Below are 16,145 nucleotides of genomic sequence, written 5' to 3' on the forward strand. Positions count from 1 at the left end.
CAGGACGGGGAACGGGTGGAAGTGGCACAGCTCACTGCCGCACAGGCAGCTGAGAAAATATTGGCGGCGAAATTGGCGTAAGTGGTCACGCTCACTGCCGCACAGGCAGCTGAGAAATGCAACCGGAGCAAACTCAGTTGACAGATCGTGCTCACTGCCGCACAGGCAGCTGAGAAAGGACAGCTTTTGATGTTTATGTAGGTGATGACGCTCACTGCCGCACAGGCAGCTGAGAAAATAGCCCTCTACCAGGCACTTTTTCAGCACGTGCTCACTGCCGCACAGGCAGCTGAGAAAAGGTGATCGTTGCCCTGGTGGTAAATGCCGCCGCTCACTGCCGCACAGGCAGCTGAGAAAAGCAATCTCCCGCATCACGGCGTTATAGTAACGCTCACTGCCGCACAGGCAGCTGAGAAATGGCTACACCCCGGTCAAAGGCGTGGACTATTGCTCACTGCCGCACAGGCAGCTGAGAAATGTGGTGCTGAAAGGTATCGCAGAGATCGCATGCTCACTGCCGCACAGGCAGCTGAGAAACACCCAGGCCGGTCACCGACAGCACATCACCGCTCACTGCCGCACAGGCAGCTGAGAAAAATCAGGGTTATAGCGGTAGTCGTTCAGAGAAGCTCACTGCCGCACAGGCAGCTGAGAAACACAACCGGCGCATGCTTGGCAATCAACTTGTGCTCACTGCCGCACAGGCAGCTGAGAAATCACTCAACTGGCTCCAGCCTATGCCCAGCTCGCTCACTGCCGCACAGGCAGCTGAGAAAGTCATCATTGGTTGGGTGGCCCATGGTAGACAGCTCACTGCCGCACAGGCAGCTGAGAAAAACCCGGCCCGCAGCTTTGGCGGCATACTGGCGCTCACTGCCGCACAGGCAGCTGAGAAAATCAAGCTTAACCTGGCTCTTGTTCACTGTGGGCTCACTGCCGCACAGGCAGCTGAGAAAAGATGCGCTTTGCAGTGTGGCGCGGTTGATGCGCTCACTGCCGCACAGGCAGCTGAGAAAAGAATGGTGCCGCTGCCGGGGGCGCGGGCGACGCTCACTGCCGCACAGGCAGCTGAGAAACCCAACTTGCGCGAACTCGCGCAATTCATCCAGCTCACTGCCGCACAGGCAGCTGAGAAAGCTGAGGGTATAGGCGCAATAGCGGCCCTCCTGCTCACTGCCGCACAGGCAGCTGAGAAATATTATCGCGCCAAAGTGCCGGGACTGTTGAAGCTCACTGCCGCACAGGCAGCTGAGAAACTGGGGCGCTCGGCCGGGCGCTTGCGGTTCAGGCTCACTGCCGCACAGGCAGCTGAGAAAGCCTGGTCGTGTCGGACTTCCTGAACGTAGACGCTCACTGCCGCACAGGCAGCTGAGAAAAACTCGCCCACGGCCTTGTGCCCGCGCTCGGCGCTCACTGCCGCACAGGCAGCTGAGAAATTCAGAACTGCTAGACCTAATAAAAGCCGCATGCTCACTGCCGCACAGGCAGCTGAGAAACTGAAATGGTGTGTCGTCAGCAAATGCCTGGGGCTCACTGCCGCACAGGCAGCTGAGAAATCGCCAGAGTGCATTATCTTTACTGCGTCATTGCTCACTGCCGCACAGGCAGCTGAGAAAAGGAGCCGATAAGCGGGATTAACGTTGATTTCGCTCACTGCCGCACAGGCAGCTGAGAAATCAAGAGGCTTTGTTATGTGCCTGGTGAATGTGCTCACTGCCGCACAGGCAGCTGAGAAATCACAATGGCCAAGTGCGGGGCCACCGCATCAGCTCACTGCCGCACAGGCAGCTGAGAAAAGGGATGTGGCGGTGCTGGTGGCCATGTTCCACGCTCACTGCCGCACAGGCAGCTGAGAAAATTCCCATCGCCTGCCTCGCTCTAGCAATTGTGCTCACTGCCGCACAGGCAGCTGAGAAATTTGCCGGCAAGTCGCCAGGGCTTGTTGTGATGCTCACTGCCGCACAGGCAGCTGAGAAACCTGCGACGAAAGCGACAGAAAAGACAACCGCGCTCACTGCCGCACAGGCAGCTGAGAAAAGGTGAACCCCAGCAAAATAACTACGACCAGAGCTCACTGCCGCACAGGCAGCTGAGAAAGGCATGCGCGGAAGCTTTGACACTTTTAATGGGCTCACTGCCGCACAGGCAGCTGAGAAATGCGAATAGTCGTTAGATAAAGTGCGAAAACGGCTCACTGCCGCACAGGCAGCTGAGAAAAAGCTGACTGGTCGCATTGTGAAGGTTGGTTCGCTCACTGCCGCACAGGCAGCTGAGAAAGGCTACCAGTAGCGCCCTTGGGAGCGTGGGCGGCTCACTGCCGCACAGGCAGCTGAGAAATGGGGCGCGCCGGTCACGCGGACCATGATTGAGCTCACTGCCGCACAGGCAGCTGAGAAATTGGGGTAGTCAGCAGCGCCCAGGGGCTTGTCGCTCACTGCCGCACAGGCAGCTGAGAAACTGATTGGTTCACAGGCTTTCCTGTGGCGCTTGCTCACTGCCGCACAGGCAGCTGAGAAAGGAAAAGGTTTTACCGGTGCCGGTGCCGTTGGGCTCACTGCCGCACAGGCAGCTGAGAAAAGATGCCAGTGGGGCGTGTTGCCGCCAGGCCCGCTCACTGCCGCACAGGCAGCTGAGAAATGGCGGAACTGTTTTCGATTGACGAATACATAGCTCACTGCCGCACAGGCAGCTGAGAAAAATGTTGCGTAGTCTTTGGTACGCCTGCTGGTCGCTCACTGCCGCACAGGCAGCTGAGAAATGGGAGCCAGCGTACAAGACGCCAAAACGTCCGCTCACAGCCGCACAGGCAGCTGAGAAAAGCATGATGGGCTTGCTGGCGGCATAGGTGGCGCTCACTGCCGCACAGGCAGCTGAGAAATGGGCGTGGCGATGCAGGTTGGCAGCCTGTTCGCTCACTGCCGCACAGGCAGCTGAGAAAGGCGTGATAGCCAGCATGCACGAACATGGGCAGCTCACTGCCGCACAGGCAGCTGAGAAATGTTCGCGGTCAATAGTCGGGTGATCAGTAAAGCTCACTGCCGCACAGGCAGCTGAGAAAATGTACAGTGCAAGCTCGCGCTCTGTCATGCCGCTCACTGCCGCACAGGCAGCTGAGAAAAAAGGTTCGCTTTCAGTGTCCTCAACCACACCGCTCACTGCCGCACAGGCAGCTGAGAAAACGCAATCCATACCGTTTGCATCTGCTTTAAAGCTCACTGCCGCACAGGCAGCTGAGAAAGCAACCTTTGCATTTGTCAGTCATAGCTCGGTGCTCACTGCCGCACAGGCAGCTGAGAAATTGGGAATTTTGATCAGCGACTTATCGGCAGGGCTCACTGCCGCACAGGCAGCTGAGAAAAAACGTGGAGAAAGGTCGAAAAGGAAACAGTCGCTCACTGCCGCACAGGCAGCTGAGAAACTGAATGCGCGGCACCAATACAGATTTCACGGGCTCACTGCCGCACAGGCAGCTAAGAAAGCAACCCTGGCAAGGAGAACACAACACATGGAGCTCACTGCCGCACAGGCAGCTGAGAAAATGGATAGACAGGTTTGCCGAATTGGCCGCACGCTCACTGCCGCACAGGCAGCTGAGAAATGGCGTCAACATTCAGTTGTGTAACTCAACAAGCTCACTGCCGCACAGGCAGCTGAGAAAATTATGGGAACAATGTTTCCAGGACTCGTTGTGCTCACTGCCGCACAGGCAGCTGAGAAACGGCCCGTTACTTTGCTTCCATTTGTCCCTATGCTCACTGCCGCACAGGCAGCTGAGAAAAACAGCATGGCGTGATAAGGACGTAACCCAAGGCTCACTGCCGCACAGGCAGCTAAAAAAGCGACGACTATTTGCTTAAGTAATATCGCTTTAAGACTGATAGCTGGTAATTCGATAATCTTCCGGTAAATAACACCCGTTAAAAGCAAATGCCCATTAGTTATCAGTTGTCTATTGGTATTACTGCATGATCATGGGAAAGGTCCACTTTCAGCAACGCTGCCTGCAGCTCTCGTCCCATCGTATTTTTCCAACAGAAACTGTTGCAATAATGTTAACCGTTTCATCGTTTCAGTGAAAATGACACCTAACGATGCTGTGTGTGGTTGGTCACCTCCTAGTCTGTGCATTTAAATTCAATCAGTTATATTCTTATCGGTAGCCTGTGGCAGGCTTGAGTGATCAAAAAATGCGACTGATCAAAAAATGTTCAGTGTTTTTGATCAGCAGTGATCAATGGTTTTCGGAGTCTATTGGCCATGGCTGCTGAAAGTGATTTTCAGCGGGTTTCAGTTTCGCCGTTATACCATGGTGGCGCTATCTCCAATGCCAGGGGAGTACAGCAGATGATTCAAGCTGCTGGTTCTGTTGGCGATAGCTTCTCTAAGCTGCAATTCTTCAGGATAGGTATTGAACCAACCTCTTGGGAGGCTGATGCTTCGTTTGGTATTGGATGTCGGCAACTGGGCTTGCTCAAACGTTTGCTTACGGCGGTTATGTTCGAACGTGATGCCGGGGTCCACCAGCATCAGATCGGTACTGGGGTCAAATTTGGCGGCTGGCTTGAGTCGATTGCTGATAAAGCCCTTGATACTGCGGTTATTTTCTTTGGTATGGGTCTTGGCAAAGTAACTGGAGCGATAGATGGCGTCTCTAAGCGATGCCTTGTCGCCACGCTTGATAAGGCAATACGGATTGTCGACCATTGAAGCCGTTCCCCCTGAGTGAGAGCTCCAGAGGCTTTGTACTAGTTTGAGCAGTTGACCGGGATGCCGGATCTTATGACCGCTGAGCATGATAGCAAGGTGATAATGCTCCTTGTCTGAGGTGTTTTGTTCTCTGGCACAGTGGTAGATGACCTTAGATTTATATAGGGCAGTCAGCGTGTTGGCCATATGGGCTAAAAAGGCATTAATGGGCTGATTATCTAGGGAGGCTGCATTGGGATGTAGGTCGATTCGACAGACGAGTACCCTGGAGTAATGGCTCAGGATACTTTCGTAATCGCTGAAAATGGTTTCTAGGTGACGGGGGTTTAGTGTGCCTGTTATTGGCTTATATACCTCATAGGCGTGATCCTTATAGGCAAAAGGCATTGAGTTAAAGCGATTGAGGTAAAATCTGCGGCTAGTCTTTTTACTTTGGTTGTTCTTCTTGGTGGTTGATATTGCCATGGTAATCTTCCGGTATTGTTGACAAGTCAGGCTATTGGCGCGGGTATATTATTTAATATCCGCCGTTGATTATTGCCGGTTCAGGCTGTAACCCTTTGTCTGCAAGGGTTTGCAGCGTTTTCATGTGGTTCTGAACTTTTAAAAAGTGCGTCATAGTGAGTCATCGACGGTGATAAAAAAGCAGGCCTGAGCCTACTCTTTTTCTTTCAAGGCCCCCAGGCTTAGCGGGTTAGCCATTGATGCACATCTTTGAATCGCCAGACCGGTCGGCCATTTTGGATGAGTAGTGGCGGCGGAAACTGACCGGACTTAATCCATCGTCCCAGAGTTGAACGACTCACCCTCAGCAAGCGTTGGATTTCAGGTTTACGTATCAAGCGATTCTGATCCAGATACAGAGCAAGATGATCATCGGGTACTTGTGGCATTGCAGATCCCCTGATTAACGGTTTGACGTGTGGCAACCCACTCGGTGAGTTCGGATAACAGCCAGCCGACGGCAGTGCTTTTGGGGTACAGCTGACGACGTTTGGGAAACAGCCCCTTACGTTCCAACGCCCAGGCGGTGGTGCGTGAAATGGAGGTTATCGCTTTGCGCTCTGCTTCGCGGACGATGCGATCTGGCGGTGTGGAATTTGATGAGCTCATGGTCACTCCCGTTCAAGTTTGTTCGGGAGTGATTTTGGTTAAACAAGCTCAGCAAAGTAGTCACTCTACTGAGCAGAGGTGGCTTATTTTAATCTCAACATATTGTTTTTAATCACTATGCAAGTGAGGCTGCAATTTGTCGGGTCGTATATGCCGCTTTGAGCTTAGCGGTCACTACCGCCAGGCTTGCTTTGGGCTTTGATGAAGTGTTGCTGGGTTTGACTACTGACTTTATCCACTTATTGACAGTATCAAGCTCCGGCGCGCGATTAGGAAACTTCTTTAAGGCAGGGATACTTTTATTGTTGCCGGTTGCGGAGAAATCTTGCAGCACTTGGACTATGGCTTCGGCAAGAGTAGCTTTAGTCGTCGAGGCGAGATTAGGCTCCTGGTATACGAAGTTTGCCATGTCTTGAACTAAGATTTTGACCGGTTCAGTTACCTTGGCTTTCGCTTGTCCTCCCTTTTGAGGCTTGGCCACCGAGGCGTTATAGCCCGAGTCAACGTATCTGTCGGTCAACGCCAACATATCATTGCTGCCAGCGTAGTAACCGGCTAAGACTGAAGATTCTATGATGAGGTCAATTAACCGAAGGATAGCTTGATTATTTGGAGAAGTATGCGTTAAAAGGTGCGTTAGTCTCGCCCACTGCCTCATTAATATATTTGAATTCTCATTTACATAGTCAAGCTGTGACTCCCTGTCCTGACTCTTGGGGGCATAAAGTTTGCTGCCTTTAGCAATTATTGCATCGGCTCTGTGCTTTGTGAGTTGGAGCAATGCCATGCCTGGAGTGCTGTGGTTGCGTGCTTCGGCAAATCCAGTGATGTCTATATCACTATCAGCTATGCCCAAGAGCTGCAGTTGGTCAGGTACCAGCTCTGGCAGAATCATATTTGCTATGTCTTTGATTCGGGCTTCTTTATCTTTTCTTGGCAATACTGTCATGGTTACCACACCTTAGCGGATAGTAGATTTCATAAATGGAATGACATTTTCCTGGTCATTCACCATAGGGCTGATTAACGCCGCTAGTTTTTCCAGTGCTTCTCGACGCTCCTCCAGATAGTCATGTTGGTTATAGATGCCTTCTACGCCCTTGAGCTTGTGGTTCAGGCAGCGTTCGGCGATATGGGGTGGCACTTTGATGCTGGCGAGTAACGTGCGGCAGGTTCGGCGAAGGTCATGCACGGTGAAGTGCTCGATACCGGCATTGCCCAGCAGGTTTTCATACGGTTGCTTATGGCTGTCTACCTTTTCGCCAAACAGCTTTGACAGGGCATGGTTTAAGGTGTCGCTGGAAATATAGCCCCGGCGCTTGCTGGCCCGCCGTGATGGAAACACGTACTTGGAGCCACCAGCACGTCCTTGCAGTTGCTTGAACCAGTCAATGGTGGGTGAGGGGAGCGGGATAGTGATGGCAGCCCCGGTTTTGCTCCGCTCTTTGGGGAGGTGCCAAAGCTGCTGCTCAAAATCGAACTCGTGCCATTCAGCGGCTATCAGTTCGCCTTTGCGAACCCCCAGGGTAACCAGCAAGGCCACCGCCAGGTAGTTATCCAGGGTGAAAATTGGCCTGTTGTCTCTTAATACCTGAAAGAGCTTTGCCAGCTCGGCCATTTTGAGTGCCCGTTGTCTGCCAGTTTCCACACCACCAGCATCGACAGGTTTAAAGGCAGTGGCGGGGTTGCCCAAGATAAGATCAAGCTTGCTCGCGTGGTTGAATAGCTGTTTGCAACACAGCAGGGTTTTATTGGCAACTGTGGGGCGATTGCTTTTGGCCACCTTATGAATGATGGCCCTGATATCCCGGGCGTTGACATCGGCAACCCGCAGCTGGCCTATGGTAGGTTTGATGTCCTTGGTAAACATGCGCAGCGGAATTTCGGGATGCTTCAAGCGCGGGGCGATGCAGCTGTACCAATCATTAAACAGGTCATTGACGGTAATGATGGTGACTTCCTGTTGCCGCTCACGCTCTGCCAGCGGATCCAGGCCTTGTTTGGCCATGAATTTGATTCTGGCGGCTTCGGCTTTGGCCTCGACCAGGCTCAGTTCTTCAAGGGCCTTTCCTGTCAGTGCCATGGCGCGCCGTTTGCCGTTAACGCTGAATCTGACCTCCCAATAGCCCACATTTTTCTTTTGAACTCTGATGTAGAGTCCATCACCAACAGCTTTTCGCCCTAATTCACCGCTGTTTAAAAATGCCGATATCTGCTTATGATTCATTTGCTTAGGTCCAAATGTGGGACTAAAATCATTTTTGGTCAAATTTGGGTGGGACTAAACGATTTTAGTCACCATTTTAGTCCCACTTTTGCCTAAACAATAGCAAACAACGGCGAACATGCAACAACAATCAAAATGAAAAAAATCCTGTTATAACAACGGTTATAACAGGATTTATATGAGGGCTTACAGGGGGTTAAAAGCCTACTCGACGTTCTGGATCTGTTCGCGCATCTGCTCGATGATGACCTTGAGTTCCACCGCGGCGGCTGTGACTTCTGAGTTGATGGACTTGGAGGCCAGGGTGTTCGATTCGCGGTTGAATTCCTGCATCATAAAGTCGAGACGGCGACCTTCGCTGCCGCCTTTTTTGAGAATGCGGCGGGCCTCATTGACGTGGGCCTCGAGTCTGTCCATTTCTTCGGCAACGTCTTGTTTCTGGGCCAGCAGCACAAGTTCCTGCTCCAGGCGGGCGGGATCCAGCTCGGCCTTGATCTCGGCGAGACGGCTGGTGAGTTTTTCCCGCTGCCATTCCATCACTTTCGGCATGTGAGCTCGCACCAGGGCGATTTGGGCATCGACCCCGTCGAGGCGTGTCAGCAGCATCTCCTTGATGGCGCTGCCTTCGCGGCCGCGAGCCTCGATAAATTGATCGATTGCGGTGTCAAAGGCCTGCAGCAGCTCGGTGCTGATGGTATCCATATCCTGCTCGGCGGTGGCGATAACGCCGGGCCAGCGCAGTATGTCGGTGAGGCTGATTTCACCACTGCCGGCTTCCTGCTTGAGCCAGTCGGCGGCCGCCAGCAGTTTGCGGGCCAATGGTTGGTTGAGGTTGAGCTCGGCACCGCTGTCTTCGGCCAGCTCGTAACGCAGATTGACTTCCACCTTGCCGCGGTTGAGGCGCTTGCGCAGCTTGTCCCTGAGCACGGGTTCCAGGCTGCGGAACTGCTCAGGCAGGCGCAGGTAGGTCTCAAGGTAACGCTGGTTGACCGAGCGGATCTCCCAGGAGGCGTTGCCCCAGGAGGCTTTGTGCTCAATACGAGCATAGGCTGTCATGCTTTGGATCATTGGCTTTTCCGCAGAAGTGATTCCGGATTGAAGGTCGATTATAACCACAAGACAGGGCAAAGATCAGTGCCTGGTGCATAAAGCGGCGCCGGGGTGAGTATTTTTCCGCTATCGGCCCGGCCCGGGGCGCTAAATGCCAAGCCGGCATGGCATAGCGGCCGCCATGGCCCTATAATGTGCAGCCAACTAAATGAATCCCCCAAATTTACAGGAATCGCCATGCGTCCAGGTAATCGTACTCCGGCTCAAACCCGGCCCATCACCATCACCCGTCAGTTCACCGCCCATGCCGAAGGCTCGGTACTGGTGGAGTTCGGTGAGACCAAGGTGTTGTGCACCGCGAGCTTTACCGAGGGCGTACCCCGTTTCCTCAAGGGCCAGGGCCAGGGCTGGGTAACCGCCGAATACGGCATGCTGCCGCGTTCAACCCACACCCGCATGGACAGGGAAGCGGCCCGTGGCAAGCAGTCCGGTCGCACCCAGGAAATCCAGCGTCTTATAGGTCGCGCCCTGCGTGCCGCTGTGGATATGAAGCTGCTGGGTGAAAATACTCTGGTCATCGACTGTGACGTGATCCAGGCCGATGGCGGCACCCGCACCGCGGCCATTACAGGTGCCTGTGTGGCGCTGGTGGATGCCCTCAACTGGGCCCGCGGCAAGGGCATCATCAAGGCCAATCCCTTGAAGTTCCTGATCGCCGCCGTCAGTGTGGGCATTCACAATGGTGAGGCCATCTGCGATCTGGAATATGTGGAAGACAGCGCCGCCGAGACAGACATGAACGTGGTGATGACCGAGACCGGCAAGATCATCGAAGTGCAGGGTACCGCTGAGGGCGAACCCTTCAGCCACGAAGAGCTGCTCAGCATGCTGGAGCTGGCCAAGCACGGCATTCGCGAGATCATCGATGTGCAGAAGGCTGCACTGAACTGATCCCATCAAGGACCCCAAGGGGTCCTTTTTAGCAACTGATTTAGCAACTGAATGTGGCCCGCCAATAGTCGCGGGCGGTCACGGCAGTGACCCGAGTTAACCCTTAAAGGAGCGATTGTGAAAGCCTATCAGCGTGAGTTTATTGAGTTTGCCCTGGAGCGCAACGTACTGAGATTCGGTGAGTTTACCTTGAAGTCGGGCCGCACCAGCCCCTATTTCTTCAATGCCGGCCTGTTTAACACCGGTCGCGATCTGGCTCGTTTGGGGCGTTTTTATGCGGCGGCGCTGATGGATGCCGGCATAGATTACGATCTGCTGTTTGGCCCTGCCTACAAGGGTATTCCCATTGCGACTACCACGGCGGTAGCCCTGGCCGAACACCATGATGTGGACGTGCCTTACTGCTTCAATCGTAAGGAAAAGAAAGACCATGGCGAGGGCGGCACCCTGGTGGGCAGTGAGCTCAAGGGTAAGGTGATGCTGGTGGATGATGTGATCACCGCCGGTACCGCTATCCGTGAATCCATGGAAATCATCCAGGCCAACGGTGCGACCCTGGCCGGGGTGCTGATCGCCCTCGACCGCCAGGAGAAGGGCAAGGGTGAGCTGTCCGCCATTCAAGAAGTGGAGCGGGATTTTGGTTGCAGCATAGTGGCCATCATCAAGCTTGAAGACCTGATTGCCTATCTGGCCGAAAAGCCCGGCCGGGAGCAGGAACTGGCTGCTGTTCGCGCCTACCGTGAGCAATACGGCATCTAATTCGCTAAGTGCAGATAGCAAAAAGCCAGACCTGAGTCTGGCTTTTTTGTTGCCCGTGTCTTGAGAGCCGGCTTAGCGGCTCTTTTGCAGGAACTCGGCGCGAGTGGCCGGATTGGACTTAAAGATCCCGCCCAGGGCCGTGGTGGTGGTGGAGCTGGTGGAGTCCATCACGCCGCGGGCCTTAACGCAGTAATGCACCGCATCGATCTTGACCGCCACATCCTTGGTTTCCAGCAGGGTCTGCAGGGCCACCAGGATTTGCTGGGTCAGCCGCTCCTGCACCTGGGGACGCTGGGAAAAGAAGCGCACTATGCGGTTGATCTTAGACAGACCGATGATCTTTTTACGCGGCAGGTAGGCCACGGTAGCCATGCCATCTATGGTCACCAAATGATGTTCGCAGGTACTGGTCAGGCTGATGTCCTGCACCCGCACCATTTCGTCCACGCCCATCTTGTTGTCTATGACGGTGATCTTGGGGAAGTTCTGGTAATCGAGACCGGAAAAAATCTCGTCCACATACATCTTGGCGATACGGCGGGGAGTGTCGGCCAGGCTGTCATCAGTCAAATCCAGTGACATGAGACTCAAAATGGCCTTCATGTGCTCTTCGATCTTGCTCTTGCGCTCTTCACTGCTGAGACCGCAGGGAACCATGGGGGTTTCCAGTCCGTGTTCCAGCAATGCTGATTGAACCTGAATTGCTTCTTCGGTAATTGCCATTGTTTCCTCCACCACTTAACGGGACGCGGTCGGCTGCCGCCATCCTCCGCAGGCATTCGACCGGAACAGATAGTCGGCCGAAATGCGGAAGCGGGAGGATACTCTCATTTGCTGCAAATTCATACTAAATTTGCACGTTCAGCCCATGAAAAGGCCGCCCCATGGGACGGCCTTAAGGTTTCTGGACTCAGCAATCAAAGCTGGAGGTTGGTCTTAAGAAAGCTCAGCAGCTCAGAGTAGTACTTGGCCTTATTGTTATCGTTATAGAAATTGTGGCCTTCATTGTCCATTATCAGCTTCTGATAAGGGTAGTTGTGAGACTTAAGTGCTTTTTCCAAGGCCACCAATTGTTCAACAGGTACGCGCTCATCGTTATCACCATGGATTAGCAACAATTTGGCCCTGAGTTTGTCGACATTATGGACGGGTGACATGGCTTGTTGAGTAAATTTGTCTTTAGGCAATACATCTTGCAAATAAGCACGGCCAGAAGCTCTTGTTTGTATATCACCTTCTTCAAACATCATTTCGAGATCGTAGACGCCTGCGACTCCAACCGCACACTTGAATAAATCTGGTGCCAGGATTGAGCTTTGCAGGGCGCTGTAGCCGCCAAAACTGGTGCCCACTATGCATACTCTGTCTTTGTCTGCCATACCGTTAGCAATGACTTGGCGAGTGGCATCAATAATATCGTTTTGGATGTCTGATCCCCACTTGCCATAGCCTGCGGCTTCGAAGGCTGTGCCGTAGCCACCTGAGCCTCTAAAGTTGACTTGCAACACTGCTATACCATGGCTGGCAAGCAGTTGGTTTGTGGGGTTGAACTCCCAAAAATCCCGTAAAGCGGGACCACCATGGGGTGCAACTACCAAAGGTAAATTCTTGGGATCTTTACCTTTTGGTAAGGTGAGGTATGCCTGTAATTCAAGCCCATCACGTGATGTTATCTTGAACGGCTTTACTTCTGCCATTTGTTCAGGGTCAAGGCTTTGATTATCTGATAATAAATAACGCAGCTTATTATTTTCAGCGTCATACAGATAGTAATCTCCGGGATTTCTATCATTAAACGCTCTTACAATGAATCTATCCGCTTTTCGAGTTTCACTTACTAATTGTACCTGATGGCCAGGTAAGGCCTCGATTAGACTTTTTAGAAGTTTAGCTCGTTTATCATTGGCATCAATAAAAGCGTATGTTGGGTAACCATCTGAATATTCAATAGCATAGAGTTGTTTATTTTGATTATTTATCCAGAATCCCTCGGGGTTGGGATCGAGTTTGGGGTCCTGCATAATTTTCTTTTTATCGCCAGTTTCTAGATCAAGGCGATAAATTGCAATGGGGCCATCAGATTCTGCTCCCAAGGCATAAATACTGTTTGGAGTATCTGCAAAGGACAGGGGTCTAAATTGTTCAAGTCCGAAATTAAATTTTTCAGTGTTGATCCATTCTCCCCCCTTCCTATAATAGACATTTAGTCTCGCGTCTTTATCTACACCTGAAGCAAATCTCACTTCACCTTCATTATCTGTGAGTAATTGTGGGTTACCGATGGGTGTGCCAGTAATTCTGGTGCGAGTACCTCTGTATACATCAACTTTATAGATATCCTGAACTTTTTCCCATGCTAAGTTTTTTTCTGAGTCATCCCAAGATAAAGCATTAACCAGCATACTTCTTTTGTCATTAACTAACGGGTCAAGAATAAAAGCTGTTGCTCTAATGGGGGTATTTTTTTTAAGATGTGATCCAGTTTGCTGTGCTCCGCCATCATAACCAAATATGTAAGCAGATTGCGAACCGTTGGCATTAACTGCCATTAGCTCTCCATAATATATGGGAGCCTCATTCCAAGCTTTTATATACTGCTTCTCTATTACTACTCGATCATCATTCACCCAGGTATAATTACCAACTTGACCATTTTGTGGAAATGCCACAGCATAGGTAGGTTGTAGTGTGTTGCTATCAAGTATTAGTAGTTTGACTTTCCCCTCATGACTGGTTTTTACACCGAGATAATCGCCTCCTGGAGAAAGTTTAAGATCAAAAAATTCAGAACTTTTTGCAAAATTTTCGATTGGAACTGAGGCATAACCTGTGCCAATGGGCCCAAGGAGGCCCACTACTAATAAGAAGTGCTGAAAGCGCATGTTACATCCTTGTGATTGTTTGTTGGGTGTTGGTGCAAGATGTTAAGGTAAAAGACGCCTTGCAACAAGTTATGGAAGATGGGAAGTCACTCCATAACTTGTATTAAGTCAATTAACTCTGCAGTAGCTGCTGCTGAATAAAGACCCACTGCTCGTCAAAATGGGTGGTGGGCTTTATTTTAAACTCGCTGCGGATGTATTGGGCGATGCGGCCTTCGGCAAAGGCCAGTAATAAGTTGGCCAGAATGCCTTCGTCCAGATTGAAGCCCTTGCCTTCGCGCAGGGTCTTTTCCCGCAGTATTTGCTTGAGCTGGGTTTCTATTTTGGCGAACAGGGTGCCGATGCGATCCCGCAGGCGTTCATTTTCGCCCAGCAGGGCGTCGCCGCTGAGCACTCGGGAGATGCCGGGATTGCGCTCGGCAAACAGCAACAGCAGTTGCAGCACCAACTGGCAACGGCGCATGGTGTCTTTTTCGTCGTCCATGATGAGGTTAATGCGCGACAGCAGCGACTCTTCAATAAACTCGATAAGACCTTCGAACATGCGGGCCTTGCTGGGGAAGTGGCGGTACAGGGCCGCTTCCGATACTCCAACCTCGGCGGCCAGCTTGGCCGTGGTAATGCGTTGTCCCGGGCTGGTTTCCAGCATCTGCGCCAGGCACTGGAGTATATGATCCCGGCGATTGATTTTTTCTTTGATGGCCATGACGGCGTCCTTCACTCTACTGCTACGACAAACATCAGCGGGTGCCGGAATGGCCAAAACCACCTTCGCCCCGTGAAGAGGTGTCAAATTCATCCACCAGTTTGAACTGCGCCTGAACAACAGGCACAAACACCAGTTGCGCCAGACGATCGCCGATTTCCAGGGTGTAGGGTTCGTTGCCACGGTTCCAGCAGGACACCATCAGGGGCCCCTGATAATCAGAATCAATCAGCCCCACCAGATTACCTAGCACTATGCCGTGCTTATGTCCCATACCCGAGCGCGGCAGGATCACGGCGGCGAGGCCAGGGTCGGCCACATGAATGGCGATACCTGTTGGAATAAGGACGGTTTCACCGGGCGCTATGGTTAAACGGGTGTCCAGCATGGCGCGCAGGTCCATGCCGGCACTGCCCGGGGTGGCATAGGCCGGCAGCGGAAATTCCGAGCCGATGCGTGAGTCGAGGATTTTCAGTTCTATGGGTGTTTTCATGGATTATTTTTATGTTTCACTATCAGGGAAAGCAATTGATTGGCCAGCGTCAGCTTATCGGTTGCCGGTAAGTCCTCGGCGCCCGATTGCCAGAAAACCCGCAGGGCATTTTGGTCGGCATTGAAACCGAGCCCGGGGATGGACACATCATTGGCGGCAATCATATCGAGGTTTTTACGCTGGAGTTTATCTCTGGCGTATGTTTCCACCTCGTGGGTTTCTGCGGCAAAGCCCACGGTGAAGGGCTTGGGATTGCGGGCCGCGACCGTGGCTAAGATATCAGGATTGCGTACCAGTGCAAGGGACATGGTCTCGCTGGACTTTTTAATCTTGCCCTCAGCCACTTCGGCAATGCGGTAGTCCGCGACTGCGGCGCAACCGATGAAGATGTCCTGGTCATTGATGTCCGCCAATACGGCATCGAGCATTTGCTGGGCCGATTCGACATTTATCCGCTTCACGCCCGCAGGGGTTGCCAGGTTTACGGGGCCGCTCACCAGGGTCACCTCGGCCCCCATGGCGCTGGCCGCCTGTGCCAGGGCATAGCCCATCTTGCCCGAGCTGTGATTGGATATATAACGTACCGGATCTATGGCCTCACGGGTGGGCCCGGCGGTGATCATCAATTTGGACCCGGCAAGCAGCTTGGGGGCAAAAAACTGCTCTACCCGCTCGGCGATGTCCAGGGGTTCCAACATTCGGCCAGGGCCGACTTCGCCGCAAGCCTGACTGCCGCTGCCCGGCCCCCATATTGTCATGCCGCGGTTAGCGAGTGTCGCCAGATTGTCCTGGGTGGCCGCATTGGCGTACATCTGTTGGTTCATGGCCGGGCACAGCACCACGGGGGCCGAGGTCGCCAGAGCGGCCGTGGTGATCAGTTCATCGGCCATGCCGGCGCGCAGACGGGCAATAAGGTTGGCGGTGGCCGGAGCAATCAGCAGCATGTCTGCCCAGCGTGCCAGCTCTATGTGGCCCATGGCGGCCTCGGCGGCGGGATCCAGCAGATCCATGGCCACGGGATAACCGCTGAGTGCCTGCAATGTCAGTGGGGTGATAAATTCACAGGCACTGCGGCTCATCACCACCTTCACTTCGGCGCCCCGCTCTTTGAGGCGCCTGACCAGATCGGCACTCTTGTAGGCTGCTATGCCTCCGCCGATACCCAGCAAAATTTTGCGATTTGTCAGGCTCACAGATCCATTCCGGCTAAAATTAACAAGCGTTAACGATACCATAAAGCCTTGGCCTGTAGTGAGC

The 16,145-nt window shown here is 52.9% G+C and carries 13 protein-coding genes and 1 CRISPR repeat array (1 of these 14 only partly in view); of the genes, 2 read left to right on the top strand and 11 right to left on the bottom strand.

Features of this window, described 5'->3' with window-relative positions; translation table 11 throughout:
• Positions 1-3,838: direct repeats of the CRISPR family, unit length 28 nt; unit sequence GCTCACTGCCGCACAGGCAGCTGAGAAA; it begins 1,833 nt to the left of the window's first position.
• A 461-nt stretch (positions 3,839-4,299) separates the two neighbouring features.
• The 6 genes from JYB85_RS01585 to JYB85_RS01610 form a co-directional block, all read right to left on the bottom strand.
• Positions 4,300-5,172, bottom strand: coding sequence for a YagK/YfjJ domain-containing protein (locus tag JYB85_RS01585; protein ID WP_207380767.1), 873 nt, complete (start codon positions 5,170-5,172; stop codon positions 4,300-4,302).
• A gap of 221 nt (positions 5,173-5,393) precedes the next feature.
• Positions 5,394-5,600: a helix-turn-helix transcriptional regulator gene (locus JYB85_RS19065; RefSeq protein ID WP_207380768.1), complete on the bottom strand. Its 207-nt coding sequence runs from the start codon at positions 5,598-5,600 to the stop codon at positions 5,394-5,396.
• Positions 5,581-5,820, bottom strand: coding sequence for a helix-turn-helix transcriptional regulator (locus JYB85_RS01595; RefSeq protein ID WP_207380769.1), 240 nt, complete (start codon positions 5,818-5,820; stop codon positions 5,581-5,583). Before JYB85_RS01595 ends, JYB85_RS19065 begins: the two co-directional genes overlap by 20 nt.
• 115 nt (positions 5,821-5,935) lie before the next feature.
• The gene (locus tag JYB85_RS01600) at positions 5,936-6,769 is read right to left on the bottom strand and encodes a hypothetical protein (RefSeq protein ID WP_207380770.1); all 834 of its coding nucleotides are present in this window, start codon (positions 6,767-6,769) and stop codon (positions 5,936-5,938) included.
• 12 nt (positions 6,770-6,781) lie between these two features.
• A complete protein-coding gene (locus JYB85_RS01605) occupies positions 6,782-8,047 on the bottom strand; it encodes a tyrosine-type recombinase/integrase (RefSeq protein ID WP_207380771.1) in 1,266 nt (421 codons plus the stop codon).
• Positions 8,048-8,251: 204 nt separating this feature from the next.
• Complete coding sequence (locus tag JYB85_RS01610; protein WP_207380772.1) at positions 8,252-9,115, bottom strand: YicC/YloC family endoribonuclease; 864 nt, start codon at positions 9,113-9,115, stop codon at positions 8,252-8,254.
• A 219-nt stretch (positions 9,116-9,334) separates the two neighbouring features.
• Between JYB85_RS01610 and rph the strand changes: the two genes are divergently transcribed.
• Entirely contained in the window at positions 9,335-10,048 is a 714-nt protein-coding gene (gene rph, locus JYB85_RS01615) for a ribonuclease PH (protein WP_207321695.1), read from the top strand.
• 117 nt (positions 10,049-10,165) lie between these two features.
• On the top strand, positions 10,166-10,807 hold the full coding sequence (gene pyrE / locus JYB85_RS01620) for an orotate phosphoribosyltransferase (protein WP_207321696.1): 642 nt from the start codon (positions 10,166-10,168) through the stop codon (positions 10,805-10,807).
• A gap of 72 nt (positions 10,808-10,879) precedes the next feature.
• On the opposite strand, the gene folE is transcribed toward pyrE, so the two are convergent.
• The 5 genes from folE to coaBC all read right to left on the bottom strand — a co-directional run bounded on the left by folE (position 10,880) and on the right by coaBC (position 16,123).
• Positions 10,880-11,530, bottom strand: coding sequence for a GTP cyclohydrolase I FolE (gene folE / locus JYB85_RS01625; RefSeq protein WP_207380773.1), 651 nt, complete (start codon positions 11,528-11,530; stop codon positions 10,880-10,882).
• Positions 11,531-11,724: 194 nt separating this feature from the next.
• Entirely contained in the window at positions 11,725-13,689 is a 1,965-nt protein-coding gene (locus JYB85_RS01630) for an alpha/beta hydrolase family protein (RefSeq protein WP_207380774.1), read from the bottom strand.
• A gap of 112 nt (positions 13,690-13,801) precedes the next feature.
• A complete protein-coding gene (gene slmA, locus JYB85_RS01635) occupies positions 13,802-14,395 on the bottom strand; it encodes a nucleoid occlusion factor SlmA (RefSeq protein WP_207380775.1) in 594 nt (197 codons plus the stop codon).
• Positions 14,396-14,429: 34 nt separating this feature from the next.
• Positions 14,430-14,888 carry a dUTP diphosphatase gene (gene dut / locus JYB85_RS01640; RefSeq protein ID WP_207380776.1) on the bottom strand — a complete coding sequence of 153 codons (459 nt, stop codon included), beginning with the start codon at positions 14,886-14,888 and terminating at the stop codon, positions 14,430-14,432.
• Positions 14,885-16,123: a bifunctional phosphopantothenoylcysteine decarboxylase/phosphopantothenate--cysteine ligase CoaBC gene (coaBC, locus tag JYB85_RS01645; RefSeq protein WP_207380777.1), complete on the bottom strand. Its 1,239-nt coding sequence runs from the start codon at positions 16,121-16,123 to the stop codon at positions 14,885-14,887. Before coaBC ends, dut begins: the two co-directional genes overlap by 4 nt.
• Positions 16,124-16,145: the final 22 nt, after the last annotated feature.

This window comes from Shewanella sedimentimangrovi, from assembly GCF_017354965.1.
Lineage (GTDB): Bacteria > Pseudomonadota > Gammaproteobacteria > Enterobacterales > Shewanellaceae > Shewanella > Shewanella cyperi.